Annotated in this window: 18 protein-coding genes; 10 read left to right on the top strand and 8 right to left on the bottom strand. The window is 70.3% G+C overall.

Features of this window, described 5'->3' with window-relative positions; all coding sequences use genetic code 11:
• Positions 1-10 precede the first annotated feature (10 nt).
• The gene (locus ACOGI9_RS14835; protein ID WP_419857874.1) at positions 11-2,470 is read left to right on the top strand and encodes a choice-of-anchor B family protein; all 2,460 of its coding nucleotides are present in this window, start codon (positions 11-13) and stop codon (positions 2,468-2,470) included.
• Here ACOGI9_RS14835 and ACOGI9_RS14830 read toward each other — a convergent pair.
• Positions 2,439-3,710 carry an MFS transporter gene (locus ACOGI9_RS14830; protein ID WP_419857873.1) on the bottom strand — a complete coding sequence of 424 codons (1,272 nt, stop codon included), beginning with the start codon at positions 3,708-3,710 and terminating at the stop codon, positions 2,439-2,441. The two genes, ACOGI9_RS14835 and ACOGI9_RS14830, sit on opposite strands and share 32 nt — an antisense overlap.
• Before the next feature lie 62 nt (positions 3,711-3,772).
• Entirely contained in the window at positions 3,773-4,681 is a 909-nt protein-coding gene (locus ACOGI9_RS14825; protein ID WP_419857872.1) for a cyanophycinase, read from the bottom strand.
• Between the two features lie 180 nt (positions 4,682-4,861).
• On the opposite strand from ACOGI9_RS14825, the gene ACOGI9_RS14820 reads away from it, so the two are divergent.
• From ACOGI9_RS14820 to ACOGI9_RS14810, 3 genes are read left to right on the top strand one after another with little or no spacing between them, the layout of a single operon-like run.
• A complete protein-coding gene (locus ACOGI9_RS14820; protein ID WP_419857871.1) occupies positions 4,862-5,356 on the top strand; it encodes a hypothetical protein in 495 nt (164 codons plus the stop codon).
• Between the two features lie 56 nt (positions 5,357-5,412).
• Positions 5,413-6,669 carry an aminotransferase class V-fold PLP-dependent enzyme gene (locus ACOGI9_RS14815; protein ID WP_419857870.1) on the top strand — a complete coding sequence of 419 codons (1,257 nt, stop codon included), beginning with the start codon at positions 5,413-5,415 and terminating at the stop codon, positions 6,667-6,669.
• 29 nt (positions 6,670-6,698) lie between these two features.
• The gene (locus ACOGI9_RS14810) at positions 6,699-7,151 is read left to right on the top strand and encodes a hypothetical protein (protein ID WP_419857869.1); all 453 of its coding nucleotides are present in this window, start codon (positions 6,699-6,701) and stop codon (positions 7,149-7,151) included.
• Between the two features lie 42 nt (positions 7,152-7,193).
• Here ACOGI9_RS14810 and ACOGI9_RS14805 read toward each other — a convergent pair whose 3' ends face one another.
• Complete coding sequence (locus ACOGI9_RS14805) at positions 7,194-7,736, bottom strand: thermonuclease family protein (RefSeq protein WP_419857868.1); 543 nt, start codon at positions 7,734-7,736, stop codon at positions 7,194-7,196.
• Positions 7,737-7,767: 31 nt separating this feature from the next.
• On the bottom strand, positions 7,768-8,529 hold the full coding sequence (locus tag ACOGI9_RS14800; RefSeq protein WP_419857867.1) for a DUF6503 family protein: 762 nt from the start codon (positions 8,527-8,529) through the stop codon (positions 7,768-7,770).
• Positions 8,530-8,656: 127 nt separating this feature from the next.
• Between ACOGI9_RS14800 and ACOGI9_RS14795 the strand changes: the two genes are divergently transcribed.
• The 6 genes from ACOGI9_RS14795 to ACOGI9_RS14770 all read left to right on the top strand — a co-directional run bounded on the left by ACOGI9_RS14795 (position 8,657) and on the right by ACOGI9_RS14770 (position 18,094).
• On the top strand, positions 8,657-9,238 hold the full coding sequence (locus ACOGI9_RS14795; protein ID WP_419857866.1) for an FKBP-type peptidyl-prolyl cis-trans isomerase: 582 nt from the start codon (positions 8,657-8,659) through the stop codon (positions 9,236-9,238).
• Between the two features lie 34 nt (positions 9,239-9,272).
• Positions 9,273-10,130 (top strand): fumarylacetoacetate hydrolase family protein, encoded by an 858-nt coding sequence (locus ACOGI9_RS14790; protein WP_419857865.1) that lies wholly within the window; start codon positions 9,273-9,275, stop codon positions 10,128-10,130.
• Entirely contained in the window at positions 10,130-14,413 is a 4,284-nt protein-coding gene (locus ACOGI9_RS14785; protein ID WP_419857864.1) for a M14 family zinc carboxypeptidase, read from the top strand. The genes ACOGI9_RS14790 and ACOGI9_RS14785 overlap by 1 nt, the downstream gene beginning before the upstream one ends.
• Before the next feature lie 75 nt (positions 14,414-14,488).
• Entirely contained in the window at positions 14,489-14,977 is a 489-nt protein-coding gene (locus ACOGI9_RS14780) for a c-type cytochrome (protein WP_419857863.1), read from the top strand.
• A gap of 41 nt (positions 14,978-15,018) precedes the next feature.
• Positions 15,019-17,544 carry a cache domain-containing protein gene (locus ACOGI9_RS14775; RefSeq protein ID WP_419857862.1) on the top strand — a complete coding sequence of 842 codons (2,526 nt, stop codon included), beginning with the start codon at positions 15,019-15,021 and terminating at the stop codon, positions 17,542-17,544.
• Positions 17,545-17,563: 19 nt separating this feature from the next.
• The gene (locus tag ACOGI9_RS14770) at positions 17,564-18,094 is read left to right on the top strand and encodes a DinB family protein (RefSeq protein ID WP_419857861.1); all 531 of its coding nucleotides are present in this window, start codon (positions 17,564-17,566) and stop codon (positions 18,092-18,094) included.
• A gap of 16 nt (positions 18,095-18,110) precedes the next feature.
• Here ACOGI9_RS14770 and ACOGI9_RS14765 read toward each other — a convergent pair whose 3' ends face one another.
• From ACOGI9_RS14765 to ACOGI9_RS14750, 4 genes are read right to left on the bottom strand one after another with little or no spacing between them, the layout of a single operon-like run.
• A complete protein-coding gene (locus ACOGI9_RS14765) occupies positions 18,111-19,883 on the bottom strand; it encodes a carbon starvation protein A (protein WP_419857860.1) in 1,773 nt (590 codons plus the stop codon).
• Positions 19,880-20,899, bottom strand: coding sequence for an ArsA family ATPase (locus tag ACOGI9_RS14760; RefSeq protein WP_419857859.1), 1,020 nt, complete (start codon positions 20,897-20,899; stop codon positions 19,880-19,882). Before ACOGI9_RS14760 ends, ACOGI9_RS14765 begins: the two co-directional genes overlap by 4 nt.
• Positions 20,893-21,177, bottom strand: coding sequence for a cory-CC-star protein (locus tag ACOGI9_RS14755; RefSeq protein ID WP_419857858.1), 285 nt, complete (start codon positions 21,175-21,177; stop codon positions 20,893-20,895). Before ACOGI9_RS14755 ends, ACOGI9_RS14760 begins: the two co-directional genes overlap by 7 nt.
• A gap of 38 nt (positions 21,178-21,215) precedes the next feature.
• The gene (locus tag ACOGI9_RS14750; protein WP_419857857.1) at positions 21,216-22,337 is read right to left on the bottom strand and encodes an amidohydrolase family protein; all 1,122 of its coding nucleotides are present in this window, start codon (positions 22,335-22,337) and stop codon (positions 21,216-21,218) included.
• Positions 22,338-22,349: the final 12 nt, after the last annotated feature.

The raw sequence follows: 22,349 nt of genomic DNA, 5'->3' as shown, positions 1-22,349 counted from the left end.
GTCAAGTACCATGCGACCACGTAGCCTCGCTCTTCTCGTTTCCCTCGTTCCCTTCGTCGCGACGCTGGCGGCGCCGGCGGCGGCGCAGACTCATGCCGGCGGCCTGAACCATGCCGCCGGGGCCCCGATCATCGGCTTCGGGGCGGCGGCCGCGGTTTCCGGCGACGAGATCTTCGTCTCGCGGCCGGGCGAGTTCGCGGCGTTCCCGATGCCGGGTTCCGAACCCGGCAGCGTGCACATATTCCGGCGCGGCGAGGACGGCTGGGTGGAGGTCGCCACGATACCGGCCCCGAGCGGGGTGTACGGAGACGGTTTCGGGGAGGCCCTGGCCGTCGAGGGCGACATCCTCGTGGTGGGCGCCCCGAAGGAGAACGAGAGCCGGGGAGCCGCGTACGTCTTCGTCCGCGAAGGCACCATGTGGAGCTCCTGGGAGCGGCTGGAGGCACCGGACGCGATGCCGGGAGACGCCTTCGGTTCCTCGATCGCCGTGGGGGCCGGAGGGCAGTTCGGCGTCATCGGCGCGCCGGGACGCGGCGCCAGCGGTTCGGTGTTCGCCTATGTCCAGTCCGACATGGGGTTGACGTCCGTCGAACTCACCGGGTCCGACGCCCCGGCGGACGCCCGGTTCGGAGCGGCCGTCAGCGTGGAGGGCGACCTGGCGCTCGTGGGTGCGCCCGGGCCGTTCGGGCTCAGCCAGTACACGCCGTCCGCGCCACCGCAGGCAGGGGCCGGCTACCTGTTCCGCCGCAACGGCACGGAATGGGATGAGGTCGCTCGGCTGACGCCGGCCGGCGGCGCCGTGGCCGGCCTGTCCGCGGTGCTCATGGGGGGCGAGGCATACCTCGGCTCTCCGCTCGCCAGCCAGGCGCAGGGCGCCGTCTTCCGGTTCGCGGCGGACGCCGCCGGAGCGTGGTCCCAGACCGGGACGATCGCGGCCGCGTCGCCGTCCCCGGCGGCCTTCTTCGGCTATGCCCTCGCCGGGGCGGGAGGACGGCTCGTGGTCGGGGCGCCGGGCACGAACGCCTTCGCGGGCGCCGCCCACGTCCTCCGGGCGGGGGACGACGACGGGTGGAGCGAGGAGACCCTGCTGGAGGGCGAAACCCGCGGGCTCATGGGCTTCATGGGCAATGCGGTGGCCGGAGGCGACGGCCTCGCGGTCGTCGGCGCCCCCGGTTCGGAGTTCTTCGAGGGCATCGGCTTCGTGTTCGAGCGTGACGCGGGCGGCACGTGGAGCGAGGCCACTCCCATCCACGAGACCGAACTGGGTCTGGCCGCCGTCAGGGGCGAAGAGATGCGTTGCTCGGACGACGGGACGGTCGCCGGCTTCGACTGCTCCGAGGTGGACCTCGTCTCCTTCCTCCCGGCCCGGGAAGTCGGCGGCGGGCGCGGGATCATGGTCAGCGACATCTGGGGCTGGGTGGATCCGCAGACGGGCCGCGAGTACGCGATCCTGGGACGGTTCGACGGAACCTCCTTCATCGACGTGACCGACGCCGGGAATCCCATCTATCTCGGGAACCTCCCGCTCACCGAGGGCGCGATGCCCAACCTGTGGCGCGACATGAAAGTCCATGCCGACCACACCTTCATCGTGGCGGACAACGCGGGCGAACACGGGATGCAGGTCTTCGACCTCACGCGCCTGCGGGACGTGACCAATCCCCCGGTGGATTTCGACGAGGACGCGCACTACGCCGAGTTCGCCTCCGCGCACAACATCGTCATCAACGAGGCGTCGGGCTTCGCCTACGTCGTGGGCGGCAGCGGCGGCGGCGAGACGTGCGGCGGCGCGCTGCACATGGTGGACATCCGCGATCCCCGGAACCCGACCTTCGCCGGCTGTTTCGCGGACCCCGAGACGGGGAACGCCGGATCGGGCGGCTACACGCACGACGCGCAGTGCGTCATCTACGAGGGTCCCGACGAGGATCACGTCGGCAGGGAGGTGTGCTTCAACGCGAGCGCGACGAAGCTCGGCATCGGAGATGTGACCGACAAGGACAACCCGACGCCGATCTCGAACGCCGCCTATCCGAACGTGGCCTACTCCCACCAGGGGTGGCTGTCGGAGGACCAGCGCTACTTCTACCTGAACGACGAGCTCGACGAACTGTCGGGCGGGACGACCGGGACGCGGACCCTCGTTTGGGACGTGGCGGACCTGGACGACCCGGTGCTCGTGCGCGAATTCGTGCAGGACAACGCGGCGTCGGACCACAACCTGTACATCCGCGACAACCTCATGTACCAGTCGAACTACGTGAGCGGACTCCGGATCTTCGATATTTCCGACCCCGAGAACCCCGTGCCGGCCGGCTTCTTCGACACGGTGCCGGGGAGCCCGGACGCGCCGGGCTTCGCGGGATCCTGGAGCAACTACCCGTTCTTCCCCTCCGGGAACATCATCGTGTCGAGCATGCGCGAGGGGCTGTTCGTCCTCAGGAAGCGGGAGCCCGCCCTCGTGCCCTAGCGGTGCGGGTGACGCGGCGGAAGGCGAGGGCGGCGAGGAGGCCGATGGCGCCGAAGCCGGCGACGGCGGCGAATACGTGCTGGTGGCCGGGGAGGCCCGGCGAGTTGTCGAGCAGGACGCCCATCAGCGGTCCCATGAAGACGTCGGGGGTGAAGCCGAGGACGGAGACGAGGCCTGCCGCGCTCCCGGTGTAGGCGAGGGGCACGGCGCCCTCGGCCAGCAGGGCGAAGTACACGCCGCGCAGCGCGTAGATGCCGACGCTGGCGGTCACGATGGTGGCGATGAGCATCCAGGCGGGCCCGGGCACCAGGACGCCGGAGGCGATGAGCAGGCAGCCGCCGATGAGGATCACGAAGCCCCACACGATGACGCGGGATGCGTCGATCCGGTCTCCGAGGAAGCCCGCCGCGATGGCCGCGGCGGCGCGAATCCAGAACGCGAGCGTGCCGATCCCGGAGGCCTGGACGTCGTTGAAGCCGAGCGCGTCCCGGGACAGGAGCGAGAAGTCGTCCGTGGCCTTGTACCCCGTGTAGGCGCAGATGATGATGACGGCCTGCAGCCACACGACCGGCATGCGGCACGCGGCCCGCACCCCCTCCAGCGACAGCTTCGGGCGGCCGTCGGTGTCGGCGCCCGGCTGGCTGTCGGGCACGACGAGCCACACGAAGGCGGCGCTGCCGAGCGTGATTCCGGTGAAGACCCGGATCACGCCGCGGAAGGCCGCGGCCCGCTCCTCGGGCGAGGCCGCCGACGCCTCGCCCGGCAGGAGCGAGGCGAAGACCGCCACGGACACCGTCGCCACGAGCGCTGCCAGGAGACCCCGGCCTCCATCGAGGAAGCCGTAGGCGCGGCCCTGGGCCGACTGCCCGCCCCACTCGCGCGCGGCCCGGATCATCGCGGCCCAGAAGAGAAGGACCGTCGTCATCCCCCAGAAGGCCCACAGCAGGTTCATCGTCCGCGGCGGAGGAAAGTCGACCAGAACGATCCCGCCGAGGCCGGTCGTGAGCAGCGCGAGCGCCATGAGCCGCCGGGCCGAGAACCGGTCCGCGAGCGGGCCTCCGGCGAAGTAGGCCGCCATCGCCACGACGCCGTACAGGGAGAAGGCGGTCCCCAACTCGAGGTTGGTGATGCCGAACGCGTCGAGCAGCGTCGGGCGGAAGACGCGCGCGAGGACGAAGGGGAGCAGGAAGACGCCCTCCCCCGCCGCGATGAGGGCGACGAGGACGAGCCCTCGCCTCACCGGACTCACCTCCGGACGGGGGTCAACGGGCGTTGCGGGCCGTCAGCCGCGGAAACGACCGGTCAACGCTCCGGCCAGGGACGCCGCTCCACGCGTCCGAGGGGCGCCAGGGTGCGGGCCGGACGGTAGGCCTGACGCTCGGCCAGATCGTACTGGTCGCCCGGGGCGAGGAAGTAGAACAGGCCGCCGCTGTCGAGCGTGCTCTGGTTGTCGTAGATGACGACGTAGGACTCGCCGATGACCTCGAAGCGGTCGCCCTGCACGACGATCGCGGTGTTCTCGTCGATCCCGATGCCGAGGAGTTCGGGCCGGGCTTCGATGATCTCGAGCAGGTCGAAGTGCCGGTTCCGGTACAGGAGGTGCTGGTCGACGGCGGTGTTGCGGAGGAAGCCGAACCCTTCCTCGTGACTCCCCATCATGATCGTGTTCGTCGCCGTGTCGCCCCGCGCGAGGTACGACCCCTGGATCGTCGCGCCGGCGGACGAGCCTCCGATCACCCCGCCGCGCTCGAGGAGGGCCCACAACTCGTCCTCCGTGCGCGTCCCCGCGTAGGAATCGACCAGGCGCCACTGCCGCCCGCCCGTGAACCAGACGCCGGTCGCCTCCCGGATCGCGGCCACGAAGGCTTCGCTGTTCGCCTCGTCCCGGTCGTTCGTGTGGCGGACCGTGAGGTGTTCGACCCCGGCCGCCTGGAAGGGCCTCACGCCCCCGAACGACGGCCCGTAGGACTCCGCGCCGCCCGCCGTCGGGATGACGACGATCCGGGCGTCCGTCCCGCCGGCGAGTTGCACGAACCGGTTCGCGATCTCCGGGCTCCGCATGGCGCCGCCCACGATCACGAGCGACCCGTTCGGCGGGCCGACTTCCTGGGCCTCGACCTCGGCCGGAGCCATCGACGCGACCGCGAAGGCCGCCACCGCCACGGTCAGGAGTGCCCGGACCCCGCTCCATGCTCGCCGCTCTGTTCGCATCGCTCGACCCTCTCAATTCGGTTCCGCCGCCGGTCTTCCGGCGAACGATCTCACGGTACGGGGATCGCGGAGGCCGGGCGACCCCGTCTGTCCGAGGCGGCGGGGCCGCCGCTTGTCGCTCGCCGCGGGCCGCGTCACGTTGCGGGGCCAACGATCCCAGGCGACCCGGAGACGCAGACCATGCTCAGATCGTCCCTTCTCCTCGGCTCCTCCCTTGGTCTCGCGGGGTTGGCCGGTGGCCTCATCGACCCCGCGGCCCCGAGGGCCGACGGGCCGACGGCACCGCAAGCCGACGCCCTCGCGGGGGCCTGGGCCGCGGACGAATACGTCCTCGCGAGCGGTGCCCGGCATCCAGTGCGCGGGCGCATCATCTTCACGGACGGCGAGTGGCAGGTCCTCTTCTTCGTCATGGATGGCGACGAGCCCAGGCGCGGCTCCGGCGAGGGCGGACGCTACACCTTCGACGGAGAGACGCTCACCTTCGAGCACCTTCATCACTTCTCGTACGGACGCACGATGGCGGGACTTCCGGCCAGCCCGCTTGCGATGACCGCGAGGGACGGAGATGGGCCGCTCGAACCGACCGGGGTCGAGATCGACGGCGACGCGCTGACGCTGCGCTTCCCGAGCGGAAACTCGATGTCCTTCACGCGCAGTTCCGCGTGCTGCCCATGACCGGAGCGGGCGCGGGAGATGCCGGTGGGAGTGCGGGAGAGGGTCGCTACGGCTTGATGGACCGGAGGGATTGGCTCCGTCTCGGGGCGACCGGCGCCGCGGCCCTCGGCCTCCCCGCCTGCGCCGCCTGGGAGGGGGACGCGCCGTCGGCGGAACTCCCGCCGCTCGAGGCCCCGGCGGGGACGGGCGACGCGGACTGGGACGACGTGCGCGCGCACTTCCTCGTCGAACCCGGCACGGCCTACCTGAACAACGCGAGCATCGGCATGCCGCCGCGGCAGGTCGTCGATGCGGTCGCCGCGGGGTATCGAGCCATGGCCGAGCTTCCCGCCCGCGGCCGCTCGGATCTGAGCGCCCGGATCGCGGAACACGTCGTGCCCGGACTCGCCGACCTGTTCTCGGTGCGGCCGGACGAACTCACGCTCACGCGAAACGCGTCGGAGGCGCTCCACCTCCAGAGCGTCGGGGTCGCGCTGAGCGCCGGCGATGAAGTCCTGATCACGACCCAGGAACACCCGGCGGGCCGTCGTCCATGGGAGTTCCGGCAGGTGCGGGAGGGGATTCGGGTGAACGAGGTCTTCATCCCCAGCCCCCTGCCCCCGGAGGCGGAGATCCTCTCCCGGTTCGAGGACGCGATCACGCCCCGGACGCGGGCGGTGTCCTTCTGTCACGTCACTCGCGGAGGGCATCTCTATCCCGTGGAGGCGGTTTGCGCGCTCGCGCGCGAGCGGGGACTCGTGAGCCTGGTGGACGGCGCGCAGGCGGTGGGCCAGTTCCCCGTCGATCTCACCTCCCTGGGTTGCGACGCGTACAGCGTGAGCCTGCACAAGTGGATGCTGGCGCCGGCGGGGACCGGCTTCCTCTTCGTGCGGCGCGATGCGCGCGACCGCATCCGGACGGCCTTCGCCCCCGATGCCACCGCGGAGCAGCCGCAGTTCGGCCCGCCGGGCACGGCGGCGTTCCCCGTGCGCGCGGCGATCGGGACGGCGGTCGATTTCGTCGCGGCGCTCGGGCTCGAGGCCGTGGAGGCCCGCTGCCGCCATCTCTCGGATCACCTCAAGTCGCGCCTCGCGGAGGTGGACGGCGTCACGCTCCTCAGCGGCGCCCGCGACCGGAGCGCGCCCGGATCGACGATCTTCGAGAAGGAGGGCCTCGACGCGGTGGGCGCGGTGGGCGCGATCGAGGCGAGCATCTCCTCCCACATCGACGAGCACCAGCGGGACGGCCACAACGCGATCCGTGTGTCGACCCACATCTACAATACGACGGAGCAGGTCGACCGCTTCGTCGAGGCCCTGGCGATACTACACTAGCCCGCCCGACGGGCTGATCGGAGGCACGAATGACCGGTTCCGGACGCACCCCGCAAACGCTCGCGCTCGCCGCGCTCGGCGCCATCCTCCTCACCGGCGTCGCCGCCGCGGGGTCGAATGCCGCGCCCCCGCAGGACGGCGCGATCTACGAGATCCGCAACTATCACTTCGACCCGGCGCGGTTCGAGGAGTACGCGGAGGTCGCGAAGGGCGAATACATCCGCTACCTGCGCGAACACCTGGACATCGTCGGCTTCTGGATCGAATCGGGGGTTCCCGCGGAGGTCCGGGGCGCGGAGCAGGACGAACTCGGCCCCGCGAACGTCACGTGGGTCATCCGCTGGGCGTCGAAGGAGGAACGGGACGAGAAGCTCCCGGCGGTCCTCGGTACGCCCGAATGGCGCGAGATCTTCGCCGAAGTGCCCGGGGGCGGCGCGAGCTACTTCAGAATCGAGTCGCGCTTCATGTCGTCGCTCGACTGACGGACGGACCCGCCCGACGCCCTGTCCGGTCCCCCGCCGACTTCAGCAGCGGCCCTGCCTGAAGTCCGCGGGGCGGCAGGTGAACCCCCACTCCGCCCACAGCCCGCGCCCTTCCGCCTCGGCGGCGGCTTCCGCGGCCTCGATGCGGTCCGCGTAACGGCGGTTGGGGGGGATGACGAACGCGAGCGCGTACCCGCTCGCGACCATGTGTTCGTTCAGCATGTCCCCGCCCGGAAGGAAGAGATAGGCGAGATCCCGGTCGAAGGTATCCACGCGAACCGCGTCGTACTCGACCCCGAGCGTCGTACCTACCGGGGCCACCCGCAGCAACTCGTCGCGGGCGCGGGCGCCCCACGGTTCCTGCGCGATTTCCGGGGCGTCGATGGAGAGGAGCCGGATCTCCCGGCCATCGGCGCAGCGGACGGAATCTCCGTCGATCACGAAGGACAGGACGCAGTCCCCGCTCGGCATGGGGGGCGGCGGGGGCGGGGGCGGCGTCGACCCCGAGCACCGCACCGCCGCGAGAGCGATGAAGAGGACAGCGGCCGCGATGCCGTAGCGGCGGCGCTCCCGGCGGGGCCGCACGATCCCGCCCGGGGTTATGGGCCGGACCGGGTCACGGGCCGACCCGGATCGTCCCCACCTCATCGGTTCCCAGGTGACGGCCGTCGGCGTTCACATACCAGCCCCGCAGTCGCGGCAGGCGCAGCCCGCCGCCCTCGGTCAGGCCCTCGAAGGTGATGTACTCGCCGTCGTTCGCGCTCTCGTCGTGGTAGAAGCGGCAGCCCACGAGCTGCGCGGTCCCGGGGTCGAAGTAGAAGTACCACGTGTCGCCGCCGGTATCCGGGTCGTAGGTGACCCGGACGGCGTGCACCTCCCGGTCCATGAAGGCGGTTTCGATGATCTCGGAGTCGAGGTGGGCACCGGGGTCGGAGATCTTCATCGGAAGACCCGCCAGGAACCCGTAGTAGCTGCGCCAGAACATCCCGTCCTCGCGATGGAGGCGCATGCGCTCGCGGTCCGCGTCGGGAAGGTCCGCCTGCGCGGTCCCGTCCACGGTCGCGGACCAGCCATCGGCCGTCGTCTCGTACTCGATCGAGGAACCGCGATAGCGGCCCGCGAGGGCGAAGTCCCGCTCGTCCGCGCCGAACTCCAGGTCGACGGCGACGCGTTCCCCGCCCTCTCCGTCGGTCCCCACCCACGACATCGAGATCGACCGGCTTCCCCAGACTCCGCCCGGATCGTGGAAGGCCACCGACCGCGCCACGAGTTCCCGCGCGGGGGTGAGATCGATTTCCGCGACCGAACCGGAGCCGTCCTCGTCCGCCGGAGGAGGGCCGCAGGCGGCGGCGAGCAGGACGAGCAAGGCCCACGACACGGTGCGGGAAGCGGGTCGGAACGCCGGTGGGAACATCCTTGGAGTCTTCATGCCTGATACTAGCAACTCGCGTTGAAACGCCGCTACATTCGGGCGATTCGTCACTTCCTGCTTTCGGAGGCTTTCCATGCAGCGCGATATGACATTGAACGGATTTCGGACCGTGGCGGCCCTGCTCCTGGCGCCGCTCGCCATCGCATGCGCGGGCGACGCGGGGGAGGAGGCGGAGAGCGGTGGGGAGGGCGAGCACGAGGCCCCGGCGGCGGCCGAGGCGGCGGGCACGCCCGAGGGTGTGATTACGGATCTCCGGGAGATGACGTTCGCCGATGAACTCGCGGTCGATCTCGACGCGATGGAGGAGACCGAGAGCGGCCTCTTCATCCAGGTGCTGCAGGAGGGGAGCGGACCGCCGGCCGGCTACGGCGATGAGATGGGCGTGCACTATACCGTCTGGCTTCCGAACGGCAGCAAGGTGGACTCGAGCCACGATCACGACCCGCCTGAACCGCTCGACATGATCCTCGGTTCGACGGCCCTGATCGACGGCTGGGTGGAAGGGGTCACCGGCATGCGGATGGGCGAGCGCCGCAAGCTCGTGCTGCCGTACCATCTCGCGTATGGGACGGAGGGCCGGCCGCCGATTCCCGCCTATTCGCCGCTCGTGTTCGAGGTCGAACTCGCGGAGCACATTCCCACCGGGGAAGGCTGATCGTGGTCCGAACCGGGGCGGCCGGGACGGGGCGGTGACCGCGTACGTCCGTTACGTCGCGCCGGGCGCCACGGAGCACGGGGACGACACGACCTCCGGAGACGGCGGCGCCCGCTGGGGGGTCGTGGAGGATGAGGTCCTCGCGGACGGAACCATCGAGGACGGCATGGTGGAGGAACTCGCGGCGCCTCCCTTCAGCGGGGAGGTCCGCACCGGGAACCGGATGCGCCTCGATGAGCTTCAACTTCTTGCGCCGGCGACCCCGTCGAAGGTCATCGCCGTGGGCCTGAACTACCGGAGCCACCTCGACAACAGCCCGATCGGGACTCGCCCGGAACCCGTGGACCCGCCCCTGTTCGCCAAACTGCCGAGTTCGATCGTCGGGCCGGGTGCCGCGATCGAGATTCCTCCGGACGCGGAAGTCGTCCACGCGGAGGGAGAGGTTGTGGTCGTGATCGGCCACGTGGCGCGTCACGTGAGCCCGGAGGAGGCGCGCGACCGCATCTTCGGCGTGACCGCGGGCAACGACGTGAGCGAGCGGGTCTGGCAGCGCGACGATCTGCAGTGGCTGAGGGCCAAGGGCAGCGATTCGTTCGGGCCGCTCGGGCCGCGGATCGTGACCGGCGCGGCGTGGGAGGATCTGCGCCTGCGCACGCGCCTCAACGGCGAGGTCGTGCAGGACGCCCGCACCTCGGATCTCATCTTCTCCATCCCCGAGATCATCGCCTACGCGAGCCGCTACGTCACGCTGCTTCCAGGCGACGTGATCTACACGGGAACGCCCGGGAAGACCTCGGCGATCTCTCCCGGCGACCGCGTGGAGGTGGAGGTGGAGGGCGTCGGCGTTCTGGCGAACGAGGTGAAGGTCGAATCACCGAAGGACGGGACATGATGAAGGCACCGAGAGCGTTGGGGGTCGGACTGGCGTTCGCGGCGGTGTTCGGGGCGCCTCCGGCCTCCCGCGCGCTCGCGGCCCAGCAGACGCCGGATCTCGCCACGCTGTTCGAGCTGGGGACGCTCGTGCTCGATACGAACGGGGATAGCGTGCCCGATCTCGTGAACGCCGCGCTCGTGCTCGGGGAAGCGCCCTCGCCGGACGTCCTCGCGGCGGCGGCCGAGGTCGCCGCGCGGCTGGGCTTCGAGACGATGGCGATGGACCTGCCGCTGTCCCGCAACCCGGAGGGCAACCAGACCGGGATCGTCGTGGGACGGAGCGGGCTCGAGGCCGCCGGCCTGCGCGCGCCGGGCATCGACCCGGCCTCGCTCGACTCGGGAGAAGGGGCCGTGGCGGTGCGCGAGGAGGACGGACGCACCTGGGTCCTCGTGGTCGGCGGGGACGAGGAGGGGCTGCACGCCGCGGCCCGGCTGTTCGCGGGAGTCCTGCCGCATACGCGCACGCTGTCGACGGCGAAGCTGGACCGCGTCCGGGGCGATCTCGCCGAGACGCTGGAGGCGGGGGGCGTGGCGGGCGCGGCGGTGCGCCTGACCCAGGCGAGGGCCCGAGCGGGCCAGGCCGGGGTGGGACGCGTGATCGCCGAGATCGAGGTGGATGACGCGGATCTGAGCACCGCTGCGGATCTCCTCCGCGGACTCGCGGCGGGCGATGTGGCTCCCGACCCCGGCGAGCCGGACGAAACGGAGGCCGGGGACGAGTCGACCGACGCGGAGACGCCCCCGACGCGCCTGGCTTACCCGGGGCTCGAGTCGGTGGAGGCGCGGTTGGCGGGCGGCCCCACGATCCGGATTGCCGGGCGCGCGGCGCCGGATGCCCCGGGGCCGGTCGCGGGCCGGCCGGGCAGCGGCGGCAAGAACGACATGGACCTCTCCAACCTCTACACCTCCGACGGGCTGCTCGGCGGCGGCGTGCTCCCGAACCGCGTGGACGCGATGCTGGCGCCCGGCGAGGGAGGCGTCGACGGCCTGCCTGACCTGGCCGGGAGGCTCGGGCTCGAATCGACCGGGATCACGGTGCCGCTCGTCGTTCCGGCCGCGTCGATCGAAGGTGCCGCCGCCCGGCCCACGCTCGTCCTCGCCGGGGTGGACAACGCCCTGACCCGGCAGCTCGCCGACAGCGCGAAGGTCGATCCGGGTTCGCTCGCCCCCGGCGAAGGGCTCATCGAGGTGGTCCCGGCGGCCTTCGGGTCCAAACCGGCCCTCGTCGTCTCCGGCGCGGACGCCGCCGGGGCCGAGCGCGCGCTCGACCAGCTGGCCCGGACGTTCCCGCACCTCGCGGAGCGCGGCGACGACCGCCCCACCGTCGACGACGTCGAGCGCGGCCTGTGGGACGCCCTGTCCGGCCACTCGCCCGTGGGCCAGGCGGCGACCGGCCTCTACAAGCTCGGCCGCATCGCCGACAGGCTCGCGGACCGGCAGATCGCCCGCGCGGACGTGCTGATCTCCGTCGCGAAGGCGGATCCCGGCCTTGAGGCGTACGTGCAGGCCCGGGCGGCGGAAGCGCTCGGGCTCGCCGAGCCCGCCGCCGTCGAAGTCACGGTCGACGACCGCGATGTTCAGCGGGCGGCGACGATCTTCGCGGACACGCTCGCGCTGCCGTCGGAAGTCGACCGCTTCCGGGAACTGTTCCGCACACGCGTCCTCCCGGCGGCCGCGTCCGCCGGCTCCGCCGACCCCATCCGGGTCGAGGCCCGCCTCAGCGAGCCGCCGGAGCTCCGCCGCCAACTGGAGCGGGAGGCACGGGACGCCCTGATCGAGGCGGGGGCTCCGGCCGACGCGGTGGAGGTCCGCGTCCTCTCGGCCTTCAAACAGGGGTATTCCTGGCTGGAGGAGGTGATCCTGCCCCAACTCGCGGGCGGGGACCCCGGCGGCATCGGCGAGATCGTCATCCGCTTCCGCCGCAACGACCCGCCGGAGGAGTGGCCCCAGCAGGCGATCCACACCCCCGTCCGCTGGCTGCACGAGATCTTCCCCATCGATGAGGTCTTCGCCCGCGAACTCGGCCTCGAGCTGGAGCGGATCCGCTTCGAGCAGACGACCGACGGACCGACCTACGCGGTGACGGTCACGGACCCGGGCGGCGCCGAGGTTCTGTCCGGCGAGTTCGAGCCCCGCCGGGTGATGCGTCCGTATTTCGACCGCTTCCGGGACTACGAGCACGTCCGCGTGACGACGGGCTGGATCCACGCCGCGGCGGGCGACCGCACGCTCGTCGACGAACGCATCGTTACGGACCCCGAGGCCTTCTGGGACCATTACCAGAGCGTCGTGCTCCCGGCCATCTACGACTACGTGATGGACCGGCACGACGGGATCCCGGACGGCGGCAACGCGGACGCACCCTACTTCGGCGAACTGACCGTCGAACTCGAGATGAGCGAGCCCAACTACCGGCTCGAGATCGACAACGAGATTCACGCCCCGATGGACGCCCTCCACGAGGAGATCTACTTCGGCACGATCGAGTTCTTCGATCTCATCGGCCGGAACTCGCGCGGGCAGGGGCTGACCTTCCCGGGCCGCATCCTCCCCGTCATGCGGCCGCGCGGCGACGGCCGGCCGGCGGAACTCCGGGTGAGCTTCACGGGGTTCGCCACCTCCCGGCCCGCGGTGGTCGTCGCCTTCGAGGATGCGGCGGGCGCGGCGGACACGATGCGGCTCGACGTCCCGAAGACCGGCCTCGAGCGCCCGTCCGCCCGGCGGGCCGTCGTCCGCGCCGGCGAGCCGGGCATCGCGCACCTCGGGCTCCGCGTCCGCGTCGACACGGACGCCGACATGCGCGACAGCCTCCTCAACTACGCCTCGCCGCGGCAGGTCGACCGGAGCATGGTCTCCGCCGAGCAGGTCGAGGCCACGGTGCGCGAGATCGAGGCGCTGCGCGCGGCCGGCCTCTACCGCTCCTCGATGGCCTGGGCCGGGCTCGGCTCCCTCGAAGTCTGGGCCGAATGGACGCACGAGCAGGATCCGGAGTCCCGCCGCACCGCCCGGCTCGCGGCGAACGGAACGCCGCCGGCGCTGCCCGACTGGCGCCACCTCCTGCCCGAAGGCTGGAGCTACGGCGGCGAACGCCTCGTCCAGTGGGAGACGCCCATGCCGCCTCCCGAAGGCCACGGGATCCTGGCCAGGATGGCCGAGGCCTTCGAGGAGGTGTCGATGTACAAGGCCGGCGAATCCTACCTGGGCCGGGACATCTGGGCGGCGGATCTCATGCCGCCGGTCGCGGCTTCGCACTGGTCGCGCGTGAAGGCGACGACCTTCAAGCCCACGGTCATCTACTCCGCCCGGCAGCACGCGAACGAAGTCTCCTCGACGAGTCACGTCCTGCGGCACGCGGAACTCCTCCTCACGGATCCCGCACAGCGCGCAAGACTGAACGACGTGAACGTCGTCATCCACCCGTTCACGAACCCCGACGGGGCCCAGCTCGCCTACGACCTGTACCGGATCACGCCCGACTTCATCCTGCACGCCGGCTACCTGGCGTCGCTGGGAATCGACGTGATGACGGGGTCGCGCGACGATCACCCCATCTACCCCGAGGCGCCCGTTCGAAACCGGCTGTGGGCGCGCTGGCTGCCCGACATCTTCCTGAACCCGCACGGATACCCCTCCCACCAGGTCGTGCAGCTGTTCAGCGAATACTCCGGGCTCGTGCGGCGGGGGCGCGTGACCGAGCGCAACTGGGGTCTCAACAAGGGCTGGTTCATGCCGGGGTTCGGGTACGTGGACAGTCCCGAATATCCCCGGCACCGCGACGCGGCGTTCGAGATCCGCGACTACATCACGCGCGGGATCAATTCGAACCAGGACGTGTTCGACATGAACCAGCGCAACTATGCGCGCTATCGTCGCTACGGAGCCGACTACGATCCGGATGTGTTCCGGCTCCCGATGACCGACAGCGTGCTCATCGAGATGCCGTTGAGGGGATCGAGCGGCGAGTCCCGGTTCGGATTCGATTCCCGCATCACGATCTGGTCCGGCACGACGGAAGCGCCGGACGAGACGGCGTACGGCCCGTGGATGGAGCTGGTCGCCAAGGCGGGTCTCTCGTGGAACCAGGCGCTGCTCGATTACCTGTACGAGGGGAACCACGAAGTGAAGCGCTCCGGCTCCTCCTTCTTCGGCGGCGTGTCGCTGCGCATGAACCGCCCCCGGCCGCCCGAGGACGAGGAGGACTCGGAAGCGGACACCGCCACGACGGACGGCGGAAGCTCGTAGCGCATACTTGCTCCGGCCCGGCTTCGGAATTCAGGTTGGGGCGTTCCCGGACCCGTTCAACGCAGAGGAATCCTGATGCACATATCGAACGACAGCTCACACCGCCTTTCGTCCGTCGCCCCATGGAAAGCGATCCGGCGGGCGGTTCCGCTGGCGGCCGTCGCGGTCATCCTCGGCGCCTCGAGCCTCGCGGCCCAGGAGGAGGGCGGCGATCCGGCGGAGGCCGAGGAGGCCGCGGCCGCGGCCAACACGACCCAGGGCGTGTTCAGCGAGGAGCAGGCCACGCGCGGCGAGGATGTCTTCTGGAACATCTGCGCGGAATGCCACTTCGAGGAGGACTTCGGGGGTCCGTTCATCCAGTCCTGGGCCGGCGCCTCCGTCAAGGATCTCGTCGACGAGATCGTGGCCACGATGCCGGAGGACAACCCGGGTGGAATGCCGATGGAACAGTACGTCGACGTCGTCGCCTACATGTTCAAGATCAACGGCATGCCGACCGGCGAAGACGAACTCACCGCGGAGAACGTGGACGCGGTGGAGATCGCGCTCGACCTGGATCCCTGATCGATGGAAGGGTAGGCGTTTTGCGAAACGCAAGACCGTCGGTGCCGGTTCTCGCGCTTCTGGGTCTGGCCGCAAGCGCGCTCTGGGCGCACCCCGCCGCCGCACAGGTGCCGAAGGTCACCGCCGGACAGGTGACGGACCGGGAGACCCTGCAGGGGTTCGTGACCTACGCGGCCTCCGTCGCTGCCTCCATCACGGACATCAACCAGGGATCGCAACTGATCCAGGCGGTCAGGACGGAGGGCAGCGACTACAACTTCGGCAACATGTACCTGATCTTCATGACCCTCGACGGTCAGGTGTTCATCCACGGAGAAGACCCCAACCTGGACGGCACGAACGTCTTCGGGGTCGTGGACGAGGACGGGAACCCGGTCGTTCAGCAGATGCTCGCCGCCGGGGCGGCCGGGGGCGGGTTCGTCGAGTGGTGCTGGGACGACCCGAACGACCCGAACGACCCCCGCTGCAAGGATAGCTACGCGCTGCAGCACTTCTCTCCGGTGGCCGGAGTGGATCTGGTCGTGGTCGGGGGATACTACCAGGATCTGTCCGGCGCGGGGCAGCCGCTGCCTCCGGTCCCGCTCCCCGAGATTTCCGCCGCCGACGTCGTGGACCGGGAGACCCTCCGGCAGTTCGTGGACGGGACGGTCGTCTGGCTGAGGGACCTCGTCGGGCAGGTCGGCTTCGAGCGCGCGAACGAATGGAAGGCCCTCCTGCGGGAAGAGGGGGGACACTTCAAGTCCGGTCCCATCTATCTCTTCATCTTCACTCCCCAGGGGTTCGTCATCTTCCACGGCGCCGATGCGTGGCGGGAAGGGCGGCAGGTGCTGGACAACACCGACTTCCAGGGGCGGATGTTCGTGAGGGACGTCATCGCCGTCGCCCAGGGGGGCGGGGGATTCGTCGAGTACTTCTGGGACGACCCGACGGTCCAGGGGGATGAGGACACCGGAACCCCCAAGGTGAGTTACGCCGTCTCGCTGCGGAGCGACCTGCCCGTCTTCCAGGGCGTCGAGTTCATCGTAGGGGCCGGGTTCTACCGGAACTTCTCCACCTCGGAAGCGGAGGCGGCCGCGGAGGACTGGCTGGAACGGTTCGGCCGCTCGGTGGCGAGCCACGCCATGGAGATGATCGGCAACCGCGTCTCGCACGCATCCGATGGACCCGATCAGGTGACGCTGGGTGGGCGCACGATCGACCCCGCCGCGCTGAGTGCCGGGGGCGGGCTGCTCGGTGGCCTCAACGCCCTGGCCCCCGCGGCCTCCCCCACGAGCCTGATGGCGCCGACGGCGTTCCTCCCCACATCCGTGGGCGGACTCCTTGGCGAAACCTCCTTCCGGATTTCCCCCGGACAGGACGCGGCGGGCGGGGGCAGCTACTCGCTGTGGGGCGCAGGCGAGATGATGCGATTCTCCGGGCGCGAGGATGAGGGGTTCGGCCACGGCGAGATCGTCACCGCCGCGCTGGGCGCCGACTACGAGTCCGGATCCCTCCTCGCCGGGCTCGCCGTGTCCCACAGCCTGGGGTCGGGCGGCTTCGAACTGGGGCGCGCCGGGGAAGACGACGTCGGCGACGTGTCGACGAGCTTGACGAGCGCGTTCCCGTACGCCCGGCTCGCGCTCAGCCCGCGCCTCTCCCTGTGGGGCGTGCTCGGATACGGGTTCGGCCAACTGGACCTCGCGGGGGGCGGTGAGCGTGACCCCTCCAGCGACGTTTCGATGCGCATGGTCGGAGTGGGGGCGCAGGGCGAACTGGTGCGGGCCGACGATCCGGGTGACTTCAAGCTCGCGCTGCGGTCGGACGGCTTCGTGGCGGAGATGAAGTCCGAGAAAGTCGAGGGTCGGAGCGAACTCACCTCCGACGTGAGTCGCGTGCGCGTGATGCTCGACGCCTCGAGGGGATACACGCTCTCGTCCGGAGAGATGATCCAGCCGCACGTGCGGGTCGGAATGCGACGCGACGGGGGCGACGTGGAGACCGGCTTCGGGATGGAGCTGGGGGGCGGTCTCGCCTTCCTCGACCTGGAGCGGGGTCTCACGATCGCCGTGCACGGGCGCAAGCTCGTGGCGCACGAACAGAGCCACTACGAGGAGTGGGGGCTCGGCGGGTCCATCACGCTCAACCCGCAGGGAGCCGGACGGGGGCTGTCGCTCCGCGCGAGTCCTTCCTGGGGGTCGACGGCGAGCGGCCTGGCGCGGCTCTGGGCGCAAGGCGCGACCGGGGTGACGCCGAACGGGTACGGCTACGGATTCGGCAGCCGCCGGCTGGATGCGGAGATCGGATACGGCGTCGACGCGCTCGGGGGCCGGGGCACCTTCACGCCGTACGCGAGACTGGTCCTGTCGGAGCAGCCGGGCGCGGGGCCGTCCGGCGCGGGCCCGCTTCAGGGTCCGGTCGCGCTGATGCCGCTCCACGCATCGGGACAGAGCCTGTACGGCTACCACATGGGCGGGCGCCTCAACGTCGGCTCGGGCCTCTGGCTGAACGTCGAGGGCGGCCGGAACGCGTACGGCGCGGGGTCGGGTCCGGCGAACAGCGTGACGCTCAACCTCGCCATGAACTGGTAGGAGACGTGGTCGCCGCGTCGTGAACCGACCTTCGGATCCGTACACCACGCGTGACTCGCTCACCGGCGTCCGCGCGGGCATCGATCGCTGTCTGGAACGAACCGCCGACCCGGACCATCTGGCCGTCTCCGCCCCCGACGTCTCGGCGTGGAGCGTCCAGGACCACCTGGAGCACCTGTTGCTCGCCGACCGGAACGTGCTGGACTGGGTCCTGAAGGCGCTGACCTCGCCGAACCCGGCAACGAGGAAACAGTCCCCGCATGAGTTCGGCGTCGCGCTCCTGGCCCGCGGATCGATTCCGCGCGGCCGCGGACCCGCCCCCGACTTCACCCTGCCGCAGGGACTGGCATCTGCCGACGTCCGGGCGGGTCTTCGAGGCGTTGCGGCGCTCACGGCGGATCTCGAGCCGCGACTGGCGCAACTGGACGCGTGCCGGCTCACCCTCCCGCACCACGTCCTGGGCCACTTCACGCCCGCCGAGTGGCTACGCTTCCTGCACCTCCACCACCGCCATCACGCAGCGATCATCCACGACATCCTGGCCGCCTGACCGAGGGGTCCGGCGGCTACGCCTGCGCTCTGCCCGCGCGGACGCGGCGGATGGCGGCGGCGCCCTCGAGCAGGAGCCAGATCTCGAGGATGAAGATCGCGGCCCCGATCACGAGCAGCATCCAGTCGTTCGACCCGAAGTAGCGGTCGAGGTTGATGATCATGGCCCAGGTCGTCATCAGGAGGAGGAACGACATCGGGATCATCGTCACCCAGAAGGGGCGTCCCTTCCCCATCAGGTAGAGCGACACGATGAGGAGCGTGAGGCCGGCCAGGAGCTGGTTCGTCGTGCCGAACAGCGGCCAGATCATCATGCCGCCGGCGCCCCGGTCCACCGAGAGGGCGAGGAGCGCGCAGCTGGCGACGGCGATCCCCGTCGCGACCCAGCGGTTCTGGATCGCCTTCACCTTGTACTCGACGCCGAGCTCGCTGATGATGTAGCGCTGCAACCGGATCGCGGTGTCCAGCGTCGTCGCGGCGAAGCTGATCACGACGACCGAGGCGAAGATGACGGCTATGCTTTCCGGGATCCCCAGACCCCCCGCGAGCACGCCGACCCCGTTGACGAAGGCCGTCGTGGCGCCCGCGGTGGCCGCCTCGAAGCTCCCGTAGTGCTGTTGCCAGAGCGCCAGGCCCTGTGTCGCGCCCACGTCCCGGCTGAGGTAGATGGCGAAGCCCGCCGTACACGCGATGATCGAGGTGACCGCGAGCGAGCCCTCGCCGATCGCGCCACCGTAGCCCACGTAGCGCGCGTCAGTCTCCTTCGCGAGCTGTTTCGATGAAGTACCGGACGCCACGAGACCGTGGAAGCCGCTGATCGCGCCGCACGCGATCGTGATGAAGAGGAGCGGCAGCCAGCCCGGCGTGTCGGCGGGCAGGTCCGTGTTCACCGTGGGCGCCACGACCTCCGGGTTCACCACGAGCACGCCGAGGCTGATGATTCCGAGCGCGACGAAGAGCTGATGCCCGTTCACGTAGTCGCGAGGCTGAAGGAGCAGCCACACGGGCAGCACCGACGCGACGAACGTGTACGCGAAGAGGATCGCGATCCATCCCACGCGCCGCCCATCCGCCGTCGCCGCCTCCCCTGCCGCGGCCGCATCCCCTCCCGCCGCGGCCATTTGCGCCTCGGTCGGACTGAACCCGATGAAGTCGGGCAGCGTGAACGGCATGTCCTGGCCGAACCAGATGAGCACGTACAGCGTGGCGAGCGCCCCGAGCGAGGGGATGAGGATCCCCGTCCCCGTCCGGTAGATCAGGAAGCCGACGATGAGCGCCACGACGAGCGACCCCCACACCGGGACCACGGCGCCCGGGTTGGCCATGAACAGGTTCGCGATGATGACGGCGAACACGGCGTTCACCATCAAGAGCAGGAAGAAGATGATGAGGAGGAAGAGGACGCGCGCGCGCTGGCCGAGGATCGACTCGGTCAGCGTCCCGATGGAGCGGCCCTTGTGGCGGTTCGAGATCCACAGGGCACTGAAGTCGTGCACCGCCCCGGCGAAGACCGTCCCGAGCACGACCCACAGGAAGGCCGGCAGCCAGCCCCAGATCACCGCGATCGCCGGGCCCACGATCGGCGCCGCCCCCGCCACCGAGGTGAAGTGGTGCCCGAACAGGACGTGCCGGTTCGTCGGCACGTAGTCGACGCCGTCCCGGAACTCGTTCGCCGGCGTCACGAAATCCGGGTCGAGCTTGAAGATCCTGCCCGCGATGAAGCGCGAGTAGACGAGGACTCCCGTGAGGAAGGCCGACAGACCAATCACCAGCAGGACGATCGCGCTCATCGGACAACCTCCTCCGTAGTATCGAGTACGGCGGTATCGAGTACGGGAATCCGCCCAAGTGCGTCCACCCCCACGGGATCGGAGTCCTGGAGGGCGACGCGGAGGACGGGCCAATCTCCGAGAGACTGTGAGATCCTCGCAAGATAGACGGCCTGGCGTTCGCGTCGGGCGGCGAGAAACGGGTCCTCTCCCGCGCCGCCATCGCGCTCCGGGAGCACCAGGTTCACGACGATGGCCCCGACCGGAACGTCGTGTTTCGACAGGGCCTCAACGGCCTTCTCCGTCTCCCAGATCGGCAGACGTTCGGGGATCACGACGAACACGAAGGCCGTCCGCCGGGGATCGGTGAGGATCCGGCGCGCCTCCTGAAAGCGGTCCCGGCGTTCCTCGAGCGCCCGCAGGAGAGGGTCATTGTCGAGATCGGTCGCCTCCGATCCCGCCACGTTCTTCCACATCTGGGAGAGGGCTCCCACCTTGCGCCGCCGCTTGATGAGCCCGCCGATCCACGTCGTCATCAACTCCGGCAGGGAGAGCAGCCGCAGGGTCTGGCCGGTGGGCGCCGTGTCGAAGACGATCCGGTCGTAGGCGTCCCCTTCGTCTTCGAGGATCCGCGTGAAGCGGTCGAAGAGGGCCGACTCCACCGCCCCGGGAGAGACACGCGCGATGTCGATCTGCCGGTAGACCTCGCCCAGGAGCCGCGGCGGCGCGGCCGACTCCACGCGCGACTTGACGGCCTCGATGTAGCGGTCCGCTTCCCGCTCCGGATCGACCTCCATGGCCCAGCAGCCCTCGGCGACCTGCCGCGGCCGGTCTCCGAGTTTCGCCTGGAGCACGTCCCCGGTGGAGTGCGCCGGGTCCGTGGACACGAGAAGCGTCCGCCGCCCGCGCGCGGCCATGTCGAGCGCGGCGACGGCGGCCATGGTCGTCTTCCCGACCCCGCCCTTGCCGCCGAAGAAGAGGACCGGCCGGTCCGGGAACGGCAGCGGGGCCTGCTGCGAACTCGCGTCGTTCAGCAACAGCGGAAGCCGCCTTCGGGCCCGCGCTCCATCCCGACCCGGACATGCCACTCGTGAAACTCCTCGATGAGCGACGGATAGAGCTCGAGCATGTAGAACTGCACCGGGTTCGGCACGCCGAGGAGGTCCGAGAACCCCATCAGCATGAACGCGTCGTGCTGCCGCAGGTACTCGCGATGGATCGTCGCGCGGTACGGGGCGATGTACAGCCCCTCGTAGATCTCGCGCGCCTCCCTGAGCCGGCGCCGCCAGCGCGGCACCGTCGTTGTCACAGGCATGCGATCATCCTCTGATCCGGGTGCGTTCCGAGTCGCACTCAGCCTCCGGTGCCGCCGGTCAACCGGTTTTGCTCCCAGGCGCGGACGCGGGGAATGGCCGCGTCGAAGATGCGCTCGTAGTTGAGCCGTTCGAGCTGGGCGCGGACCGCGGGATCGAGACGTGCCCACAGCGGGTCGTAGACCGTGTAGTTGGCGACGTAGTCCTCCCAGGCGGCGGGGGCCACGGCGTCGGTGCCGAACAGGAACCGCGTCGGGTGCCGCCCGATCAGGTTCGCCCACGCATCGGCGCTCGCGTCGTCGCCCACAATGTACCGGGCCACCTCGTCCCAGGAGATGTCGAGCGCTACATGGTCGTAGCGCGGATCGGACAGCCAACCTTCGAGCCAGACGACATGCCCTTCGGCAGGCGCGACGAAGCGGCCCAGGCCGGTGTGGGCCCAGATGATCGTCGCCCCCGGGTGGCGGGCGAACAGGTCCAGCACCTCCGCCGCGTGCTGCGGCGTTTCGCTCGGGCGCACGTGGTCGACGTCGTTGTGGAAGATGACGACGAGACCGATCTCCGCCGCCGTGGCCAGGATCCGGTCGAGGGCGGGATTGCGCAGGCTCGCCGCATGCCCGGCGACCTTGGACGACACGAACTCCTTGTGAACGGTGAACTCGCCGATCCCGGCGAACACGCCGGGGAAGGTGAGCAGGACGCGCTCGATGTGGTCGGAGGCGTACATGTCCGTCGGGTTGAAGCCCGTGATCATGGGGTCGACGCGGCTGCGATCCTCCTCGGACAGCGACAGGTACTCCCGCGCGATCACGGCGTCCACGAACGAGTAGTAGTACAGGTCGGCGTTCGTGCTCAGGTAGTAGTCCGGCGCGTGGTCGCCGGACAGGAAGTAGTCCCACTTCTGCTGCAACGGGATCCCGAACATGGCCACGCGCCCCACCCGCCCGGCGGTCATGTCCAGGAACTCGCGCGCCGTCGGGCCGCGCTGAATGTAGTTCAGGAGATGGAAGTGGGAGTCGTGGAAGAGCACCGTTCCGGACGCGGGTCCCGCGGTCGTCGCCGGAACCGGGGCACCCGTTTCGGCGGAAGGCGTCGCGGCGACGGCGACGGAGGGCGTCGCGACCGGACCGCGCCCCGTGGCGCAGGCGGCGAGCAGCGCCATCGCCAGTACACC

The organism is Candidatus Palauibacter irciniicola (assembly GCF_965208695.1).
In the GTDB taxonomy this organism is placed as follows: domain Bacteria; phylum Gemmatimonadota; class Gemmatimonadetes; order Palauibacterales; family Palauibacteraceae; genus Palauibacter; species Palauibacter irciniicola.
The sequence above is the reverse complement of the archived record's forward strand: the minus strand, read 5'-3'. Positions and strand labels throughout refer to the sequence as shown.